Source organism: Amniculibacterium aquaticum, assembly GCF_003852705.1.
Classification (GTDB): Bacteria; Bacteroidota; Bacteroidia; order Flavobacteriales; family Weeksellaceae; genus Amniculibacterium; species Amniculibacterium aquaticum.
The window spans coordinates 95,254-114,892 of sequence record NZ_REFA01000002.1 but is presented as its reverse complement, the minus strand read 5'-3'; the positions used below and the strand labels follow the sequence as shown (position 1 = coordinate 114,892).

Genomic DNA, 19,639 nt, shown 5'->3' with positions numbered 1-19,639 from the left:
TATGATAATTATTTTAATTTTATTTTAACAAAACCATTTTTTCTACTGCTGTAGCCGAACCTTTGCATTTTTCTTGATTTTGACTTCTGGCAAAAATCTTAAAGATATAAGTTCCTTTTGCTACAACATCACCAAAATCGTCCCTACCGTCCCACTCAATCGCTTGTTTTGGTGTTCTGAATCCTTGTAAAAAAGGTTCTGCCATTACGGTTTGACTGATGGTTTTCACCAATTTTCCGGTGATGGTATAGATTTGTACATTCACATCCAAGATATCATCGCAATTGTGCTCGAACTGAATATAGGTTTTGTCGGTAAATGGATTGGGCCAATTCAGAGGTCTGTTGATGACCAAATGTTGGTTGGTTTCATCCTTCACCACAAACTTTAACGATTCTGTTGTCGAATTATTGTTGATGTCCCAAACTTTAAATGTTAAAGTGTGTTCTCCAGGTGCCAAATTCCTGAACGGATAGGTTACATTTCCTTTTTGATAATCGGCCAAACCCGGTGCCAAGCAACCGTTACCCTCGCCCGGCGAATAATAATCGTTGAGAACAACGGTGTTTACAATTTCGCCATCCAAATAAGTGGTAATATCGTGACCGATACCAGCACCAGTCGAATTAATTCCTGTATCATCTGTTATACAAGCCAAAAGCATGGGATTTTGGTTGGTAATTCCACCGTTAGCAAAGTTGGTATTGTTCATGTACAACTTTACTTTTGGCGGTTGGTTGTCGTTCACTCCATTTGGGTTGATGTCCCCAACTTGTACCGCTTGGTTATTAAACACATCAAAAATTTTATTATCGGCATAGCCCAGCATTCTTCCCGTTCCTACGGTATAATTAATATCATTAGGGACATAAAATTCAACCGTAAATACGCCATTAACAGCCGTTCCGGAAGCTTTTACAATGGCACTACCCTCTTCGGTGTAATTCAAGATGGGTTGCATGGTCAGGTTGTGTTTGTTTAATCTTTTATCGAAGATGTTGATGACCACTCTTCCGTTGAAGGAAGTATCCAAAGTACCGTTGTCCTTATTGATATGTCCTTTTATTTTAACAAAATCCAAAGCTCTGATAAGTCCAGGTACTGGAGATTCTATTTGATCGACCACCAACAATCTTTTGGGGCGACTAAGTATCATGGCGGGATCTCCCAAATAATTCACTTTCATGTGATTGCTTCCCGGAGAGTACATCAGATTGAATTCCTTTTTAGCATCCAAATAGGCATTTCCTAAAGTATCGAAACGATCGTTGGTAAGCTTAAACATGGATTTGGTCAGGAAATCTGTGAATTTTATACCGTAATCCACAGCGATGGCTCTGCTGGAGGTAATCATGGTTGCAGCACCACCTTGTTTGTGTTTGATAAATTGTTCGCCCACGGAAAAAGTTCCGGGTTCGTCCCAAAGTGTAAATTCACAAGTAATGGTAGAAACCAATGGGAAACGAGAGTACACCGGCGAATAGTTATTGGCCGCCTGAACTTCTTGCGAGGTCAGCACCCTTTCTTGTGCCCAACCGTTGATACCACCGTGGCCAAAATAAAACAGATACAAACTGTTACCAATATCGTTGGAGATGGCTTGGTTTACCTGTGGAAATCGGATACCACCAGAAGTACTGACAGCAGGAAAGGAATCCAAATACAGTTTTCTGATGTTGTATTCCGGTTTGTCGGTGGCACCTTCAAACACATCAACCAAAGCTTGGTTCATGATGTTGTGGAAAGGTTCGCCTCCATCGGCGTCATTATCTACAACATAATCCATTTTCATGCGCCATTCACCAAAAGGACTGGACTGTCCCGATTTGGCATTGTAATAAGCCAAAGTTTTATCCACCATCGTGGTCGCTTCAGCTACTGTCGCCGCAGGAATACGCCCCACAGGGATATCCGGCAAAATATTCCCCAAATAGGTTGCATTTTGAGGTTCTGTCATCACGATATAATCATCGGTAATAAAAGAACTCACCAAATTGCTACTCTCCTCACTGATGTAACCTATGGCTTTGTTGTAGTTGTTGGAGATTCGATCTTTGTAATCGTAGGTAGCATCGCCTAAAAGTAAGACATATTTTAGACTTCCTGCCGGAGTATTCAATTTGGTAATAAAATCACGAATGCCCGTCAAATCTTTACCACCGCTGCTAAATTCATTATAAATGGCATTGACATCTACAATTTTCGTGGTAAAATTACTCTTGGTCTGATGATACTGCGCCAATCGTTGAGCTTGGGAAAACATTTCAGGAGCCGTGATGATCAAATAATCGATATTTTGAAGTCCGGACAAATCTTGATTTTCCACCTTGCCTACAAAACCGGGTTGGTATGCAGCATCGGCTTTGAATGCGACAAATTCGTTATTGAAATCAGGATTATTGGCTACAAAAGCGAAATTAAAGTTACCACCGGTACTTTTGTTGACCCTTTTTGTCGGGTTGGTCACATCCGAAACATCCCAAACTTGTTCGATGGCAGAGGAATTGGAAATGGAAAATCCGTATTTCTGCTGCCCGCCTGTAACCACAGAAAAGTCTCTAAAATTCATCTGACTGCCGTTGAAATTCAAATTTTCTTTATACTGAATTTCGGCATAATCAAAATAGTACAATCCGTTGGGATTGGTAGAAATATTGGGTGTTATATTAACGGTTACCGAGTTTCCTGAAAGGTTGCTGATGCTTCCTGAATATCGTTTCACCTCGAAGTCTTGTCCGGTAATTGCAGTTGGTTGGTTACTGGAATTTTGTCCGTTGATATTAAAAACCACAGAGTTCCCTTGTGAAAGATAAGACACTACATTGGCTCTATACTTTATATTATCAGCACTCTGTATGGGCGAATTGGTATTGAACACGATACTTTTTGCAGAAGTAAACGGTGTATTTTCCACCCAAATTCGTCCTACTTTCAATAAATTTTTCTCATCATTATCCACATATTGATATTCATCATAACGAGAAATTAAATTGGCAGGCAAAGTTTCGTCCACCGTTTGAATTCTTTTCCCAGGCCCGATATCAAAATTTATAAAATAATACGCATGGTCTTCATAAATGTTTTTCAGGTGTTGCGCTTTATCGGTTCTGGTTTCAACTCTTTTTATTCCTGCACCGTTGGTTTGGTCGTACAAATTGTATCCTTGCGGACCTTGAGCGTAAAATAAGGCATAATCTCCATCGTTCCACACGCCATCCTCTTCGCCTACAACTTGTATGGCGTCTTCTTGCAGCGCATCGTATCGAGCATCTTGGTTGAATTCCGGCAACATGACACCACCATTTCCATAAATTCTAAAATTTTTAGGATTGATGTTTGCCGGATTCAGTCCGTTGCTTTGTAAAAACTGTTTGGTAATTTTAAAAACTCCAGAGCGATCTACTTTAATTTTAAAAAAATTTCCAGAAGCCAAAGGATTATTGGATGTCCCTATTCTATCCACTGAATGAGAACCAATTGGTTGATCGGAAGTGCTAAGATCAAAAGACTTCAATCTTTGTATGCTTCCTTTGTACCAACGAAATGCATTAACATGGATTAGCGCAAGGTTGCTTCTCTCATCCTTATTATATATATAATTAATATCGCCTACTGCATCTTCTGGAAAAGCAAAAGGATTAAGGTCGTACACTTCCTTTTGATTAACATTTTCCCACACATAATTAGAAATTTTCAATTGTTTTTCACCAATTTTTTGTTTGGTATGAATAATTATATTATTTTGGTCAAATGAAAAATCATAATTCTTTACAAAAGGAAGATTGAGTTTGGTTTCATTGTATTGCTGTACTTTGGCACCTTCCCAGTTCATTGTAATTTTCTGAGAAGACACATAAGAACAGATTAACAAAGAAGCTAAAGCAAAATATTTAGGTTTCATAATATTGACATCAACTGTTTCGGTTACAAAATAAACGAAAATTTTATAATAATGATGCGATACCATAAAATTAATTTGAAATCGTTTTGCAAAAAAATCAACTCTTTACTTGATTAATTGAATTATTTATTTTTTCTTTGTACTTTGAAAATATTAATAACGACTATGAAAAAACTAAAGTTATTTTCTTTAATAGCCCTAAGCTCCACCCTTGCACTCACCAGCTGTGGAGGTGGTGGTAAAAGTGGAGGTGGCACCAAAGGATTTGTCAGCAAAACTGGATGGAAACCAAACGACCAAAAAGGTTGGTTCTTTACAGGAAAAACTCAAAAACAAAAAGGATGGCCAGGAATGGTCTATGTAGAAGGAGGTACCTTTACTATGGGTGCTGTAAAAGACGATGTCTTGAAAGACTGGAACAACTCTCCTCATAGAATGCAGGTAAGCTCTTTCTTCCTTGGCGAATCAGAAATCACCAACTACGAATACCGTGAATATACAACTTGGTTGAAATATGTATTTCCACCAAACGACCCTACCTTCAAAGAAATCTATAGCGGTGCATTGCCGGACACTTTGATGTGGGATAATAAATTGTCTAGAAATGACAATGCTGAAATGTATTTTAGATCTCCAGAATACGACTATTACCCGGTAGTAGGTGTGACTTGGAGCCAAGCAAATAAATATTGCGATTGGTTGACCGATAGAGCAAATGAAAAAGCATTGATGGATGCAGGTATCATTTCTAAAGACTTGTACATCAACGATTCTAACAACCAAGGTGGTACTGCTTTCAACATGGACAAATTCAAATCGAACGATCCGGATATGCAAGCATACATCAACACTCAAAGAATGCAAAACAAAAATGGCATCAGAACAAGAAGCCAAAGAGTTCTTGCTGTAAACAGAGCACCTAACGCCAACATGGTAACCGAATTCAGATTACCAACAGAAGTTGAATGGGAATATGCTGCTTTGGGTATGGAAAAAAACAGACAGTACAACAACTACGATAACAAAAAACCTGAATTGGATAAAATCAGAGGTAAGCACGGACAATTGTTGGCTAACTTCAAAAATGGAAAAGGTGACTATTCCGGTATCCCAGGATGGAAAGACGACGGTTCTGCTCAAACTGCGGATGTTAAAAAATATCCAGCTAACGACCTAGGTTTATTCGGTATGTTTGGAAATGTTTCTGAATGGACTGCCGATGTTTACAGACCGGTTGTTGATGCCGAATACAGTGACTATAACTACTTTAGAGGTAGCAAAGTAAAAACAATTGTTAAAAACGGAGACGGTACAAATAAAAAAGTGGACGATGGAAGCATCAAATACGACACTTTAGCCGATGGAAGAAAACTTTACACAGCACTTCCTGGAAAATTCGAAAGAAAAACAATTGCCGATTACTCTAACTTCAGAGACGGTGACAAACAATCTTCTCTGGATTATGACAGAGGAAACACCGATAGCACAGATGCGTATAACATGTACAACGGACCTGTTCAAAGATTTATCGTAGATGGTAAAGGTAAGGTGATCCTTCAAAAAGATTCCAAAGAAAGAACATCTGCAATCTCTAACAACATTAGAGTGGTAAAAGGTGGTTCTTGGCAAGATACAGCCTATTGGTTGGATCCGGGACAAAGAAGATACAAAAACCAAAACTCAGCTTATGGATGGATCGGATTCCGTGTAGCTCAAGATGCTAAAGAAATTAGCAAAGGTAGAACAAGAAGATAATTCTTATTATATTTTCAAAAAACCTTCCTCTTTTGGAAGGTTTTTTTTTTATTTTTGAATCATGAATGCAGAACAATTTTATCCTCTATTTTTAAAATCAAATAAAGTAGAAATCGACAATAGAAAAGTAGTACCCGGAGATGTTTTTTTTGCATTTTCCGGTGAAAATTTTAATGCAGCCAGCCTCGCAGAAAAAACAATAGACCAAGGTGCTCTTGCTGTTATTGTCGAACAAAAGGAATATGAAAATGTAGATAAAAATATTTTCTATGTTCCCTCTACTCTATTTTTTTTACAAGAATTGGCTAAATTGCACAGAAGCAAGCTCAACATTCCGATTATCGGATTAACAGGAAGTAACGGAAAAACGACCACCAAGGAATTGATCCATGCAGTACTTTCCAAAAAATTCAACACGCAATTTACCAAAGGGAACCTCAACAACCATATTGGTGTTCCGCTTACCCTTCTTTCTATACAACCCGAACACGAAATAGCCGTGATAGAAATGGGTGCCAATCATCAAAAAGAAATCGAAATGTTAGCATCCCTAGCACAGCCAACCATAGGATACATAACCAACTTTGGCAAAGCCCATTTAGAAGGCTTTGGTGGATATGAAGGAGTTATAAAAGGGAAATCCGAATTGTTTGATTATCTAAAAAACCATCAACAAAAAATATTGGTCAACGCCAACGATGAAATTCAAGTGGAAAAAGTAAAAAATTACTTCAACACCATTTCGTTTGGCAAAGAAAATTCAAACTATCAATTTGAACTCTGCACCCATGAACATTTCGTTGGTTTGAATTATAAAAACACCAAAATCATTTCTCAACTTACTGGAAATTATAACTTCACGAACATTTGTGCAGCCGTAAGTTTGGGACTTTATTTAAGAATAGAAATCGAAAAAATAAAAACGGCAATCGAAGAGTATGCACCCACCAACATGCGATCTCAGATTGTTAAAAAAGGCGATCAAACTTTGGTTTTGGATACCTACAATGCCAATCCAAGTTCCATGTCGGAATCGTTGAAAAACTTCAGCACTTTTGAGGGCAGTAAAACTGTAATTATGGGCGATATGCTGGAATTAGGGGAAGAAAGCCATCAGGAACATCGTCTCATTTTAGAACTTGCACAAGCTTTGGAATTTAATGAAATCTACACCGTTGGACCTCGATTCAAAGAATGCAATAAAAATTCAACTGCATTTAGCGATTCTTCGGAATTGATTGAACATTTAAAATGCAACACCATCACTTCAGATAATATCTTACTAAAAGGATCTAGAGGCATCGCATTGGAGAAAATCATAGATTTTCTTTAACACAAAAATAGCCCTCAGAAAAAATTGAGGGCTATTCTTTTTATCGTTAATCGGTCAACGATTCGTCATTTAAAATAAGTTGAATGTTCTTAAATGTCGATGGATAGACCACATCTTCTATTTCCTTTTGTCCCTTCCAATCCACTTCTGTAATTCCTTCTTCAATTTGTGGAATGGCCTGATCTTTTCCAAAATACGACATCTTGTACCAATATGTTGTTTTCAAAATCCGTTCACCATTTCTCTCGGTATAAATATGAAAGGTACTGTTTACAAACTTTTCCAAAATCAAATCGCTGAGGCCGGTTTCTTCTTCAACCTCTCTAAGAGCCGCTTGATCAAGAGATTCTCCTTTTTCAACTTTTCCTTTCGGCAGATCCCAACGACCCAATCTTTTGATAAAAAGAATTTCATATTGGTCATTATAAACAATACCACCAGCGGCTTCAACAATTTTAAAAAAATGAATAAAATCTTCCCAAATTTCCTCTAAATTTTCACCATAGATGTTAATTTCTTGGCAGGAAGTATTTTGCAATAGATCGAGAGCAATTTCTAAACTGATAGAACCGTCGTATAAAATTTTTTTCTCTATGCTTTGCGGACTTTTAGAAAACAATAATCTTTTCTCGTTGATAAAAACTTTATACATTTGTAGGACACTTTTAACTCTACAAAAATAACTAAAAATGAATTTAGAAGGAAGAAAAATCATCGTAAATAAATCATCACAAGAACTTCAAGAACTTTTGAAATCCCCAAAAGACTATGAACAACTGATGCCAGAGTCTTTGCAAAAATTTGAAGCTCGAGAAGACGGCTTCAAATTTGGACTAAAAGGAATGCCGGAAATCGCATTGAAGATAGAATCCGTAACTCCTGAAAAAGTAACGCTAAGCTCTGCCAGCTCCAGCTTGGAGTTTTCTTTAAAAGGAATGATGAACCCTCTAAATGAAAGCCAAACCGAGGTTCAGTTATTGTTTGAAGGGCAGTTCAATCCTTTCATAAAAATGATGGTTGAAAAACCTTTGAAAAACTTTATCGACGCACTAACCGATAAAATTGAGAGGCTCTAATCGATTCTAAAGTTCTACAAAAAACACCGCCCCGAAACGAAATTTTGGGGCGGTATTTTTTAATTCTAAATAACCTCAATACTTAAAGAAAATATCTTGAATGGTTTTCACATTTATAGTTTCTGTAAGCGCCAACATGAGAAGGACTCTCGCTTTTTGAGGGTTAAGATCATCTGCTACGGCAAAACCCAGTTTCTCATCATCCACCTCGTTGTGTAAGGTTATTCTACCACCGCCGGTTCTGGCAGAACGAACTACGGTTACTCCGCTTTTTACAGCATTTTCTAACGCTTTACCGACCGGTGCATTAAAGTTACCATTTCCCATTCCGGCATAGACAATTCCTTTTACGCCATCGGTAACCATGCAATCAATCACTTTTGAACTTGCTCCGGCATATCCATAGACTATTTCCACTTGTGGAAGTTTGTTCAATGTACTCACATCAAATTTCTTCTGTGGCTGACGAAGAGATTGGTAATAGTAGCTTACTTTTCCATCATAAATTAATCCGATAGGTCCAAAATTTCTAGATTGGAAAGTCGCAGTACTTGTCGTAACGGTTTTGGTCACATCTCTAGCAGCAAAAACCAATTCGTTCATTGCAACAACGGTTCCTATTCCTCTAGAATTGGGAGAAGAAGCAACCATCACGGCATCCAATAAGTTACGGTTACCATCTTGGCTCATGGCGGTAGAAGGTCTCATGGCGCCCACCAAAACCACAGGTTTGTTTGACTGAACGGTTAAACTTAGGAAATATGCCGTTTCTTCCTGAGTATCGGTACCGTGGGTAACCACTACGGCATCGGCTTCGTTGTGATCAAAAATCTGGTTGATTCTTTTGCTAAGTTTTAGCCAAGTATCGATATTCATATCTTGACTACCGATATTTGCGATTTGTTCGCCTTTAATTTTGGCCAACTGATGCATTTCCGGCACCGCATTCAACAAGGCATCAATAGGAACCTGGCCAGCAGTATAAGCTGCTTTGGTAGCCGATTCGCCAGCACCAGCAATGGTACCACCGGTTGCAAGGATGATGACTCTAGGTTGAGTTTTGGTTTGAACTTGAGTGGTCTGTATTCTTGTAGGAGTAGCTGTGGCTACTTGTGCTTGGATGTGGATTGATAAAATAAATCCAATAGAAATAATGAAAAATTTTCGCATGATCTATAAATTGATATAGACAACAAACCGAGTTGTCATTTAGAAATAAAAAAAAGAGTATCCGATTATTACTTTTTAAAATACAATACACTCATAAATTAAGAAAACATACTGGAACATAAAACCTCTTTCAGATTCAAAAATAACAGTATTTTCTCAGATTTCATCAATACTGTTCTAATTATTTTAAGACAATATTGCTTTACTTTTTTTAAACCCAATCTCTTTTTTCGGAAAAATAAAGTTTTTGTGAAAACAACTTATTATATTTGCCACCTTATTTAAACTAAATAAAAATAAGAATGAGGAAGATTTATAGTTTGTTATTTTTAGTCGGTGGCTTAGGGATTGTTTCTGCTCAAAATCATAATGTTAGTTTAGACATCGTGGTTTCTGGTGCAAGTAAAAGCAAATGGATTTCTGGTGCTACGGTAAAAATAATTGGACAAAAATCTATCACCACCAACCAAAATGGCGAAGCAAAACTGAAACTTGATCAAGATAAAACCTATACCTTAGTGGTTTCCCATCCTCATTTTCAAGATAAAGTCATCAAGATTCTGCCCAATCATCAACAGAAAATCAATATTGTTCTTCAGGCAGAAAATAAAATCCAAGAAGTTATCGTTACCGCCAAAGAAGGTAAAGGTCTCACCAGCAAATCCGTCATCAATGCAAAAGCAATGGAACATTTGCAACCTTCTAGCTTTGCCGATCTTATGGAATTGTTACCGGGTGGACTTTCTAAAACGCCAAGTTTGATGGCCTCCAACCGAGTTGCCCTACGAGAAAATCCCAATGCTATGCCTAGTGGTTACAACACTTCAGCTTTAGGAACGCAATTCATCATCGATAATAACATTTGGAACTCCAACGCCGATCTTCAACTTTCTGTAAACGACAGTCAGTTTCTTGGTGGTCCGGCTTCTAAAGCTTCCGCAGGAATTGGTGTGGACATGAGAACCCTTTCTACCAACGATATCGAACGCGTAGAAATCATCCGAGGGATACCCTCTGCAGCTTATGGCGACCTGACTTCTGGGGTGATAAAAATCGATAGAAAGATTGGGAAAACTCCGCTACAAGCCAGATTCAAAGCAGATGGATTTAGCAAACAATATTATCTGAGCAAAGGTTTTGCCTTGAAAGAAAATTGGCAAATGACCGCCAGCATGGATTATCTTGATGCTCAGGCAGATCCTACCAATCAGTTTGAAAATTATCAAAGAATCACCGCTTCATTACGATCCAGATTGAAAACCAATCTTTGGGGAAAACATTTGGAATGGCGATCGACCATAGATTTTTCTAACAATCTGGACAAAGAAAAGTACGATCCGGACACCGGATATCCCAGTGTAGATGTGTACAAAAACAACAACAGAAGACTCAGCCTTAGCAACAATTTCGTTTATCTTTTGGGAAAGGAAAATTTCTTTAATAAACTTACCCTAAATACCGCCATCAGACAAGGGTTTGATAAGATTGAACAAACCAAATTGGTACAACAATCCGGACCTAGATCTATTTCTTTCGCGACCACTCAAGGTGAAAATATAGGGATTTTCCCACAATTACGATACATTTCAGAATCTTCTACCGATGGCAAACCAATGGATCTATCCGCTCTAATCCAACTGAATGGGGTGAAAAAATGGGGAAATATCCTCCATCAATACGAAGCCGGATTGGATTGGCGATTTTCTAAAAATTTTGGCAAAGGGCAACAATATGATATGCTCACGCCACCTACCGCTACCATGACGACAAGACCCAGAACCTATGACGATATCCCGGCTTGGCAAAATATGGCCGCATTTGTAGGTGACCAAATGTCGTATCAATTAGAAGAGCATAAACTAAGCCTTTATGCTGGTATCAGAACTTCAAAATTAATAGGAATAGACCCAAGCTTCAGCATTAGAAATAAAATTTTTGTTGAACCTCGACTGAATTTCCAATACGGATTGCCGAAAATTTTTATTGGAGATCATGCTTTGAAAGCTGATATCACCTTAGGATTTGGACAGTTTTATAAACAACCTACTCTGTTGATGTTGTATCCAAATCTGAAATATACCGATTATACCCAACTGAACTATTATCACAACGATGAAAAGTACAGATATGTCAATTTCATGACCTATGTTCAGTCTTTGGAAAATAAAAATCTTACTGCCGCTAAAAATACAAAGTACGAAACCAGAATAGATCTTAGCTACAGAAATCACGAAATCTTTCTGACTTATTTTCAAGAAGAAATGAGCAACGGTTTTAGAAATACCTTGCAAACCGCTTTTCATACCTATAAAAAATACGATGCAGCTTCTGTTGATCTCAACGATTGGAACAACGGTCCGAATCTAGCCAATGTCCCTTATCAACTGATGACCGAATTTGGGAATTATTCCATCACCGAAAACGGAAGTGCTACCTTGAAAAGAGGAATAGAATTCGGGTACAGCTCACCTCGTTTTGAAGGTATCAATACCAGATTCACCCTTACCGGAGCCTGGTTCAAGACGGAATACAGAAATACCATTCCCATTCATTATAAGCCGAGTACCTCCATTGCGGGACAAAATTTTCCGTATTACGGAATTTATAAAAACGATGATGGATACATCAATTCTAACCTCAACTACAACTTTTTGGTCGATACTTATTTACCCAAAATGGATTTGACGATTTCAGCTTCTTTCCAAGGAACATTGTTCGATCACCGAAAAAAAGATCATCGAATAGCCGAACCCATTTCTTATTACGGATTGGATGGTGTAATCCATCCTTTCACCGAGGCTGATAAAACCGATCTGTACAAACAATGGTTGGTGCGCAATGTTTCGGTGACCGATAATATGCAAACCCGATACACCTATACCTTGAATGCCAATTTCAAGGTGACCAAAAAAATTTATAAATCCATCAGAACCTCTCTATTTGTAAATAAACTTTTCGGCTATGCCCATCCTTATTACATGAACGGGATCAAGATCGAAAGAAAAAATCTAAGTACACCCTATTTTGGGATGGAAATCAATTATAATTTTTAACATTTAAATAATAAAAACATGAAAAAGAACTTTCTTATCCTGAGTTTGTTGGGACTCACCCTCACCACCAGCTTGGTATCTTGTTCTAGAGACGATGATTTCGGAACCGAAGTGACTCAAAAAAGTAACCTAAACATGACTTTCACTGCAGATGATGTGGCTACCTACAGCAATTTGGAAATAGAAATCTTAGAGGTGAATACCGGAAGTTTAATAAAAAAATCCATTTCTAACCTCAACACCCTGCAGCTGGATTTAGCTTATGGATCTTACAAAATCACAGCCAACGGATCCGTCATCACCAATACCAACGGAACTTTTTCCGTAGCAGGAAGCGGGATTATTGACATCAACACCACCACTTCAAGCATTAATATTCCTTTGTTTATCAAACAATTCAGTCAAGATTTCATTATTGAAGAAGTATTTTATACCGGAGTGAAAACGGCAGACGGAAAAAATTACAACTCCAGCAGATATTTTAAATTGGTGAACAATACCGATAAAGTGTTGTATGCGGATCAACTGATCATCGGACAGTCAGAATTTTTAACATCTGTTAATAACAATGTTACCCCGTACAATCCGAATGAGAAATTTGCCGTAAAAGGCGTGATGGTATTACCAGGAACCGGAAACCAATATCCTGTGCAACCCGGAGATTTTATCGTAGTGGCAGACAATGCCATTAACCACAATGCGGTAACCACCAATGCTTTCGATTTGCATAATGCCGATTTCGAATTCCCTTCGACCAACCCAACTTTGGGACAAGTAGATAACCCGTCTGTACCGAATGTGAATGTGATTTTCACCACCATGACTTACAACATGATCTTCTTGCACAGCAGCGGTGTAGAGTCTTATGTGATCGCAAGATTCCCAGCAGGTGAAAATGCGACAACCTTCTTGCAAAATCATAAATACAACTATTCTTACACCAACGCGGCTGGTAACACCACCAACAAATCCGCCTATGCCATCCCAAATTCTTGGATCTTGGACGGAATGAATAATTCGGTTCAAGATAAATTTTTACACCTCCTCACCGGTAGTTCTATAGATTCTGGATGGACAGGTGTTGGTGCATTTTGGAATGATCCTGCCAGATTAGGAAAATCCGTGCGTAGAAAGACTTTGGGCGTAACCAGCACAGGAAAAAACATCTACAAAGACACCAATAACTCTACAGAAGATTTCACTAAAAATGCTGAACCAAGTCTAAAAAACGGTATCGTTCACTAAAATAAAAACATCATGAAGTTTCGCTATCTCACTTTGCTCTATTTGCCCTTCTTGGGACTATCGTCTTTCAGCTTAAAAGCCCAAGACAGTCTTAGACTTTTTCAAAAATTAGAACATCAATACAGCACAGAACGACAACTTCTTCCTCAATTTTATCATAACCCAGCAAGTATGTTGGGTTATGGTAAATTTTCTTTCTCGGATCTAAACATCGGTTACGAGAACGAAGAAAAAAAAATCTACAGACAGCAAGAAGGTTCTGGTGAGAAAAACCTGAGCATCAAGGTAAATTCTTTCCAAAAAACCAATGAAAACCGCAGTATTTGGGGAAATGCCGGTTATCAAAATATGAAATTAAAATCGGTGAAATGGAATGAAAATTTGGATTATGACCGAATAGCACCTTATACAATTGCGGATTCTGCAGGTGGTGATACGAAATTAGAACGCTATAGTTTTGGAGGTGGGATTTCTCAAAAACTCAATCGTTGGACATTGGGACTTAGTGCAGATTACACCGCTCAACTCGGCTCTAGAGACCGAGATCCCAGACAAAAAAGCACCACTTCTGACCTATACATAAATCTGGGCGCCAACTACCGTTTTTACAAAGATTATGAAGTTGGAGTTTTCGGACAGATCAACAAATACACTCAAAATACTTCCATCTCATTTGTGAGCGAATTGGGTCAAGCTTTAATGTATCAAATGACGGGTTTCGGGTTTTCTAACTATTTTTTCAACGGTGGAAGTCCTGCGGCTATTTACGAAGAATTTGGGTACAAAACCGGAGCACAAGTTTTTAGAAATTCTAAAAATCCATTTTATTTGACCGGAAGCCTTTCTCAAGCTCAGAATTTGAAAAGTGTCAATCCTAGCAATCGTTATTTTGATATTTCAGATTTGGACAAAACCATTTACGAAGTTGAAGGAGCAAAATTTTTTAATATCAACCAACATCGTTTGGGAGCTGTTGCCCAATATCAAGCCCATATTTTCACAGGTGCCGAATACGGTTACACCAACAATACCCAAATTATTGAGCCACTCTACAAAAGAAAATCGTACAAAAAAGAAGACTACCAAACCACGGTAAAATTGATGTATCAATACCAAGCAGATCGTTTTGTAGCGGGCGTAGTACCTGTTTTTCAGTATCAAGAATTTACAGAAAAAAGAAAATATCCATTTAGTGGACAAAAATTTACGGCTTACAGCATGGGTTTAGAAACATTCTACAAACAAGAAATTACGAAAAACCAAATGCTCAGCCTTTCCGCACATGTTTCGCAAAAGCACATCAATTCTGGTGTTAATGCCATCAACACCGACATAAAAAGTAACATCGTCGATTGGTTGATGCAAGATTATAAGTATTTGACCAGTGGTTATTTGCAGATGGGTGCCAGTTTGAGATACGATATTCAATTACAAAATTTACCCGCATTTTATGTTCTTGGAAGTTGGAAACAGGCGCGTATTCAAGAAAAAAACAATAATTTTACACAAATCATTCTGGGAATTACATTTTAAGTCATGAAGAAGATCATTTTAATAGGAACGGCTGCAATGCTATTGTTTTTGCTAAGTTTTACACCAAAGGTGAGCAACAACCTTTTGGATGTGCACGATCCTGCGATACAAGACATCATCAACAGTTATAAAAAAGAAATTTCGAAGTGGCCAAAACCCAATATTGATGAAGGTGTCGCTTGGAAAGAGTTTGCCCCGATCAAAAGAGATTCTGCTTATTTCATCAACCAAGAAAAGCCCAAAGTGATCTTGGGAAAAATGTTATTTTTCGATCCTAAACTTTCCGGCAGCAACCAGGTTTCTTGCAGTTCTTGCCACGATCCGGAAATTGGCTGGACCGACAGACGCCGTGTTTCCTTGGGAAATGACCACCTCGAAGGAAGCAGAAATACACCAACGATATTAAATGTAGGTGCCAGAAAAACTTTATTCTGGGACGGGAAATCGGAAACGCTAGAGGACCAGGCCATCAATCCCATTGCGGCTCATCATGAAATGAATATGGAACCGCCATTCCTCTCGGGAAAATTATCCAAGATCAATGGATACAAAAAATTATTCAAAGCCGCTTATGGTGACGAAAAAATCAACATGGATCGCATTACCGAAGCTTTGGCCGAATTTCAGAAAACCGTAAACAGCCAGCCGAGTCGTTTTGATCAGTTTTTGGATGGTAAATACAATGCCTTGTCCGACCAAGAAATCTACGGCATGCACATTTTCCGTACCAAAGCACGATGCATGAACTGCCACAACGGACAATACCTGACCGATGAAAAATTCCACAACATCGGTCTAACTTATTACAAAAGAAAATATGAAGATCTTGGCGTATATGCCATCACCAAAAAACCGGAAGATGTGGGCAAATTCCGAACGCCACAACTTCGTGATCTGATGATTACCCGACCTTGGATGCACAACGGTTTGTTTGATGATCTTGAAGGCATTGTAAACCTCTACAACAGCGGGATGCACATGAACGATCCCAAACCCGATCAAAAACAAAAAGATCCTAACTATCCCGTTACCGACCCTCTATTAAAAAAATTGGATCTTACCAAAGAAGAAACCCAAGCCGTGGTAAAATTCCTAGAATCGATGACGGGAACCACCTTCAAAATGAGAAGACCAGAATTTCCTGTGAATTAAAAAAAAAATCAATTAAAAAATATCCACTATGAAAAAACTTATTTTATTAGGCGCAATGGCCATCAGTACGATTGCATTTGCACAGAAAAACCAAATAGCAGAAGCTGTTCCGGGTACGGAATACGGCGCCGGAGTACCCGAAGACAAAAGTTTTAATGTCTATGACACCGACAAAGTAATTGCCAGTCTAGACAAAGGTGCAGAGCTGAAAGACATCGTCATCAAAGCAACCATTACCGGAGTTTGCGAGAAAAAAGGATGTTGGCTTACCCTTGCCAATTCTAAAAATAAGAGGGTTTTTGTAAAAATGAAGGATTATGCTTTTTTCTTACCCCAATCTGCCATGGGAAAAACCGTTTTGTTGAATGCCGATGCAACGCTGAAAACAACTTCTGTAGAAGAGCTGAGACATTATGCCGAAGATGCTAAAAAACCGGCAGCAGAAATTGCAAAGATCACCGAGCCTAAAACCGAAATCAGAGTTTTGGCAAAAGGAATAAAAGTAATTAACTAATCCTTCTCGTAAAAACACACACAAGGGAGCTTTTCTAAAGTTCCTTTTTTTATTAGAAACGCTTGATGCATCATCAAAAAAACCTCGAAAGATTCGAGGTTTTTTGATGGTATTCTGTAATGATTATTGAATTGCTGTTACAAAGCCAAGGCTTTTTGGTAGGCATTTTCGATACCGGCAAGGTTTTTACCTCCTGCCGTAGCAAAACCTGGGTTTCCACCACCACCTCCTTGGATTTCTTTAGCCAAGTCTTTCACGATATTTCCTGCATTATGGCTGTTTTCTAAATCTGCGGATACGCCAACGGTAATCATTGGTTTGTCACCGGCATCCGAGATGATCACAACAACAGCACCCGCCACTTCTTTCTTCAATTGAAAAACAATATCCTTGATGGACGCTGCATCCATAGATGATTTCTTCACCAAAAGTTTCTTGCCGTTGGCCTCTACAAAATCATTTTTCCAATTGGAAATTTCACCTTTTGCTTTTTCCTTTTTCAAGGCTTCTACTTCGGCTTTTAAGGTTGCGTTATCGTCCATCAATTTTTCAATGGATTTCACCACATCTTTAGACTTTAACAAAGTTGAAATTTCTTTCAATTGGCTCTCCAAATTTTGGAAATATTCATTGGCTTTATCTCCAGAAATGGCTTCAATTCTTCGGATGCCCGCAGCAGTTGAACTTTCGTTAATAATTTTGAAATGACCAATCTCTCCGGTAGATTTCACATGGGTACCTCCACACAATTCTTTGGAAGAACCGAACTGAATCATCCTAACACTATCGCCGTATTTTTCTCCAAAAAGCGCCATAGCTCCTTTTTCCATTGCCTCGGCAATCGGGATGTTTCTGAATTCTTGTAGGGCGATATTTTCTTTAATTTTAGCATTCACCATAGCTTCAACCGTGGACAATTCGTCCTCGGACAATTTTGAAAAATGCGAAAAGTCAAATCGCAGATAATCCGGTCCTACGAAAGATCCTTTTTGCTCTACATGCGTTCCCAAAACCGTTCTCAGAGCCTCGTGCAACAAGTGAGTTACCGAGTGGTTGGCTTGGGTGTTTTTTCTATCTTTGGTATCTACTTTTGCAGTAAATTCTGTAGAAATATTTTGTGGTAAATTTTGAATAAGCGAAATCACCAATCCATTTTCTTTCTTGGTTTCTAAGACTTCAAATTGACCCTCGATATTTTCTAAAGTCCCTTTATCACCCACTTGTCCACCACCTTCTGGATAGAAAGGCGTTTCGTTAAGTACGATTTGGTAGAAAACACCGTCTTTGTTTTCCACTTTTCGGTAACGGGTAATTTTTACTTGGTTATCGGTTTTATCGTAGCCCACGAAGTTTTCAGGCAATTCTGCCACCACTTCCCAATCGTACACTTTTTGAGCCGATGATTTTTTAGAACGATTTTTTTGCTTTTGCATTTCCTCTTCAAAACCGATTTCGTCCACCGTAAGTTGTTTTTCTTCGGCAATAATTCTGGACAAATCCGCAGGGAAACCGTAGGTATCGTACAATTCGAAAACCTCAGCACCAGGAAGTACTTTTTCGCCTTTAGACAAAGTATCTTTTATGATGACATCCAACCTAACCAAACCGTGTTCAATGGTTTTTAGGAAAGAAGCTTCTTCTTCTTTGATCACTTCGGTTACCAGATTTTCCTGTTTTACAATTTCAGGGAAATAAGCGCCCATTTCAGATTTTAAAACGGCAACCAATTGGTACAAGAAAGGTTCTTTGGCACCCAAGAAACGGTAGGCGTAAGAAATCGCTCTTCTCAAAATTCTTCGGATCACATAACCGGCACCTCCGTTGGAAGGCAGCTGTCCATCGGCAATAGCGAAAGCAACTGCACGGATATGATCGACTACCACACGGATGGCGATGTCTTTTTCGTTTTCTAAAATTCCCTCGTATTTTTTTCCGGTCAAGCCTTCAACTTTAGCGATAAGCGGTGTAAAAACATCGGTATCGTAGTTGGAAGTTTTGCCTTGCAAAGCCATGCACAATCTCTCGAAGCCCATTCCGGTATCCACATGCTGAGCAGGAAGTTTTTCTAAAGTTCCGTCGGCTTTACGGTTGAATTCCATGAATACATTGTTCCAGATTTCCACCACTTGAGGATGGTCGTTATTAACCAAAGACAAGCCTGAAACTTTGGTTTTTTCCTCTTCGGATCTAAGGTCAACATGGATTTCTGAGCAAGGTCCACAAGGTCCGGATTCGCCCATTTCCCAGAAATTATCTTTCTTGTTTCCGTTGATGATTCTATCTTCGGCAATATGTTCTTTCCAGAAGTTGTAGGCATCTTGGTCTCTTTCTAGGTTTTCTTTATCATCGCCTTCGAAGATGGTTACATAGAGATTTTCTTTCGGGATTTTATAGACTTCGGTTAGCAATTCCCAAGCAAAACCAATGGCTTCTTTTTTAAAATAATCACCAAAAGACCAGTTTCCAAGCATCTCGAACATGGTGTGGTGGTAGGTATCTCTGCCCACATCGTCCAAATCGTTGTGTTTACCGGAAACCCTAAGACATTTTTGAGTATCTGCAATCCTAGGTGCTTTAGGCTCTTTGTAGCCCAAGAAATAATCTTTGAACTGCGTCATTCCGGAGTTGGAAAACATCAGGGTTGGATCGTCTTTCAGGACGATGGGTGCCGAAGGAACAATGAGGTGACCTTTGCTTTGGAAATAATCTAAAAATTTTTGGCGAATTTCTTGTGAAGTCATAATTTATTTTAGCTGTTGTCGGTTGCCCGAAACCATTTGTTAAATGTTGATTTTTATAAGATTGCAAATTTAAGGAAATTATAAAATATTTACTACCCTTTTATACGATTAGTTCAAAATAATAATTTATTAAAAAAAACACAACAAATTGTAACAATTAGATTAA

General features: G+C 38.4%; 12 protein-coding genes. 8 read left to right on the top strand and 4 right to left on the bottom strand.

Annotation, left to right across the window (positions count from 1 at the left end):
- Positions 1 to 19 precede the first annotated feature (19 nt).
- The gene (gene porU, locus EIY84_RS01865) at positions 20 to 3,901 is read right to left on the bottom strand and encodes a type IX secretion system sortase PorU (RefSeq protein WP_124639984.1); all 3,882 of its coding nucleotides are present in this window, start codon (positions 3,899 to 3,901) and stop codon (positions 20 to 22) included.
- A gap of 165 nt (positions 3,902 to 4,066) precedes the next feature.
- On the opposite strand from porU, the gene EIY84_RS01860 reads away from it, so the two are divergent.
- Together EIY84_RS01860 and EIY84_RS01855 are read left to right on the top strand one after the other, a co-directional pair.
- Positions 4,067 to 5,656 carry an SUMF1/EgtB/PvdO family nonheme iron enzyme gene (locus EIY84_RS01860; protein WP_124639927.1) on the top strand — a complete coding sequence of 530 codons (1,590 nt, stop codon included), beginning with the start codon at positions 4,067 to 4,069 and terminating at the stop codon, positions 5,654 to 5,656.
- 61 nt (positions 5,657 to 5,717) lie between these two features.
- Positions 5,718 to 6,989 carry a UDP-N-acetylmuramoyl-tripeptide--D-alanyl-D-alanine ligase gene (locus tag EIY84_RS01855; protein WP_124639925.1) on the top strand — a complete coding sequence of 424 codons (1,272 nt, stop codon included), beginning with the start codon at positions 5,718 to 5,720 and terminating at the stop codon, positions 6,987 to 6,989.
- A 46-nt stretch (positions 6,990 to 7,035) separates the two neighbouring features.
- Here EIY84_RS01855 and EIY84_RS01850 read toward each other — a convergent pair whose 3' ends face one another.
- On the bottom strand, positions 7,036 to 7,641 hold the full coding sequence (locus EIY84_RS01850; protein WP_124639923.1) for an NUDIX hydrolase: 606 nt from the start codon (positions 7,639 to 7,641) through the stop codon (positions 7,036 to 7,038).
- A gap of 37 nt (positions 7,642 to 7,678) precedes the next feature.
- Here EIY84_RS01850 and EIY84_RS01845 point away from each other — a divergent pair, with 37 nt between their 5' ends.
- Entirely contained in the window at positions 7,679 to 8,065 is a 387-nt protein-coding gene (locus EIY84_RS01845) for an SRPBCC family protein (RefSeq protein ID WP_124639921.1), read from the top strand.
- A gap of 75 nt (positions 8,066 to 8,140) precedes the next feature.
- Here EIY84_RS01845 and EIY84_RS01840 read toward each other — a convergent pair whose 3' ends face one another.
- Positions 8,141 to 9,235, bottom strand: coding sequence for a type II asparaginase (locus tag EIY84_RS01840; protein WP_124639919.1), 1,095 nt, complete (start codon positions 9,233 to 9,235; stop codon positions 8,141 to 8,143).
- A 302-nt stretch (positions 9,236 to 9,537) separates the two neighbouring features.
- On the opposite strand from EIY84_RS01840, the gene EIY84_RS01835 reads away from it, so the two are divergent.
- The 5 genes from EIY84_RS01835 to EIY84_RS01815 are packed head-to-tail and all read left to right on the top strand — an operon-like array spanning position 9,538 to position 16,732.
- Positions 9,538 to 12,288 carry a TonB-dependent receptor gene (locus EIY84_RS01835; protein ID WP_124639917.1) on the top strand — a complete coding sequence of 917 codons (2,751 nt, stop codon included), beginning with the start codon at positions 9,538 to 9,540 and terminating at the stop codon, positions 12,286 to 12,288.
- 18 nt (positions 12,289 to 12,306) lie between these two features.
- Positions 12,307 to 13,533 carry a DUF4876 domain-containing protein gene (locus tag EIY84_RS01830; RefSeq protein WP_124639915.1) on the top strand — a complete coding sequence of 409 codons (1,227 nt, stop codon included), beginning with the start codon at positions 12,307 to 12,309 and terminating at the stop codon, positions 13,531 to 13,533.
- Between the two features lie 12 nt (positions 13,534 to 13,545).
- Positions 13,546 to 15,066 (top strand): DUF6850 family outer membrane beta-barrel protein, encoded by a 1,521-nt coding sequence (locus tag EIY84_RS01825; RefSeq protein WP_124639913.1) that lies wholly within the window; start codon positions 13,546 to 13,548, stop codon positions 15,064 to 15,066.
- A gap of 3 nt (positions 15,067 to 15,069) precedes the next feature.
- Positions 15,070 to 16,218, top strand: a complete 1,149-nt coding sequence (locus tag EIY84_RS01820) for a cytochrome-c peroxidase (RefSeq protein WP_124639911.1) — start codon at positions 15,070 to 15,072, stop codon at positions 16,216 to 16,218.
- 28 nt (positions 16,219 to 16,246) lie between these two features.
- Positions 16,247 to 16,732 (top strand): DUF4920 domain-containing protein, encoded by a 486-nt coding sequence (locus tag EIY84_RS01815; RefSeq protein WP_124639909.1) that lies wholly within the window; start codon positions 16,247 to 16,249, stop codon positions 16,730 to 16,732.
- A gap of 137 nt (positions 16,733 to 16,869) precedes the next feature.
- Here EIY84_RS01815 and alaS read toward each other — a convergent pair whose 3' ends face one another.
- Complete coding sequence (gene alaS / locus EIY84_RS01810) at positions 16,870 to 19,473, bottom strand: alanine--tRNA ligase (RefSeq protein ID WP_124639907.1); 2,604 nt, start codon at positions 19,471 to 19,473, stop codon at positions 16,870 to 16,872.
- Positions 19,474 to 19,639 lie beyond the last annotated feature (166 nt).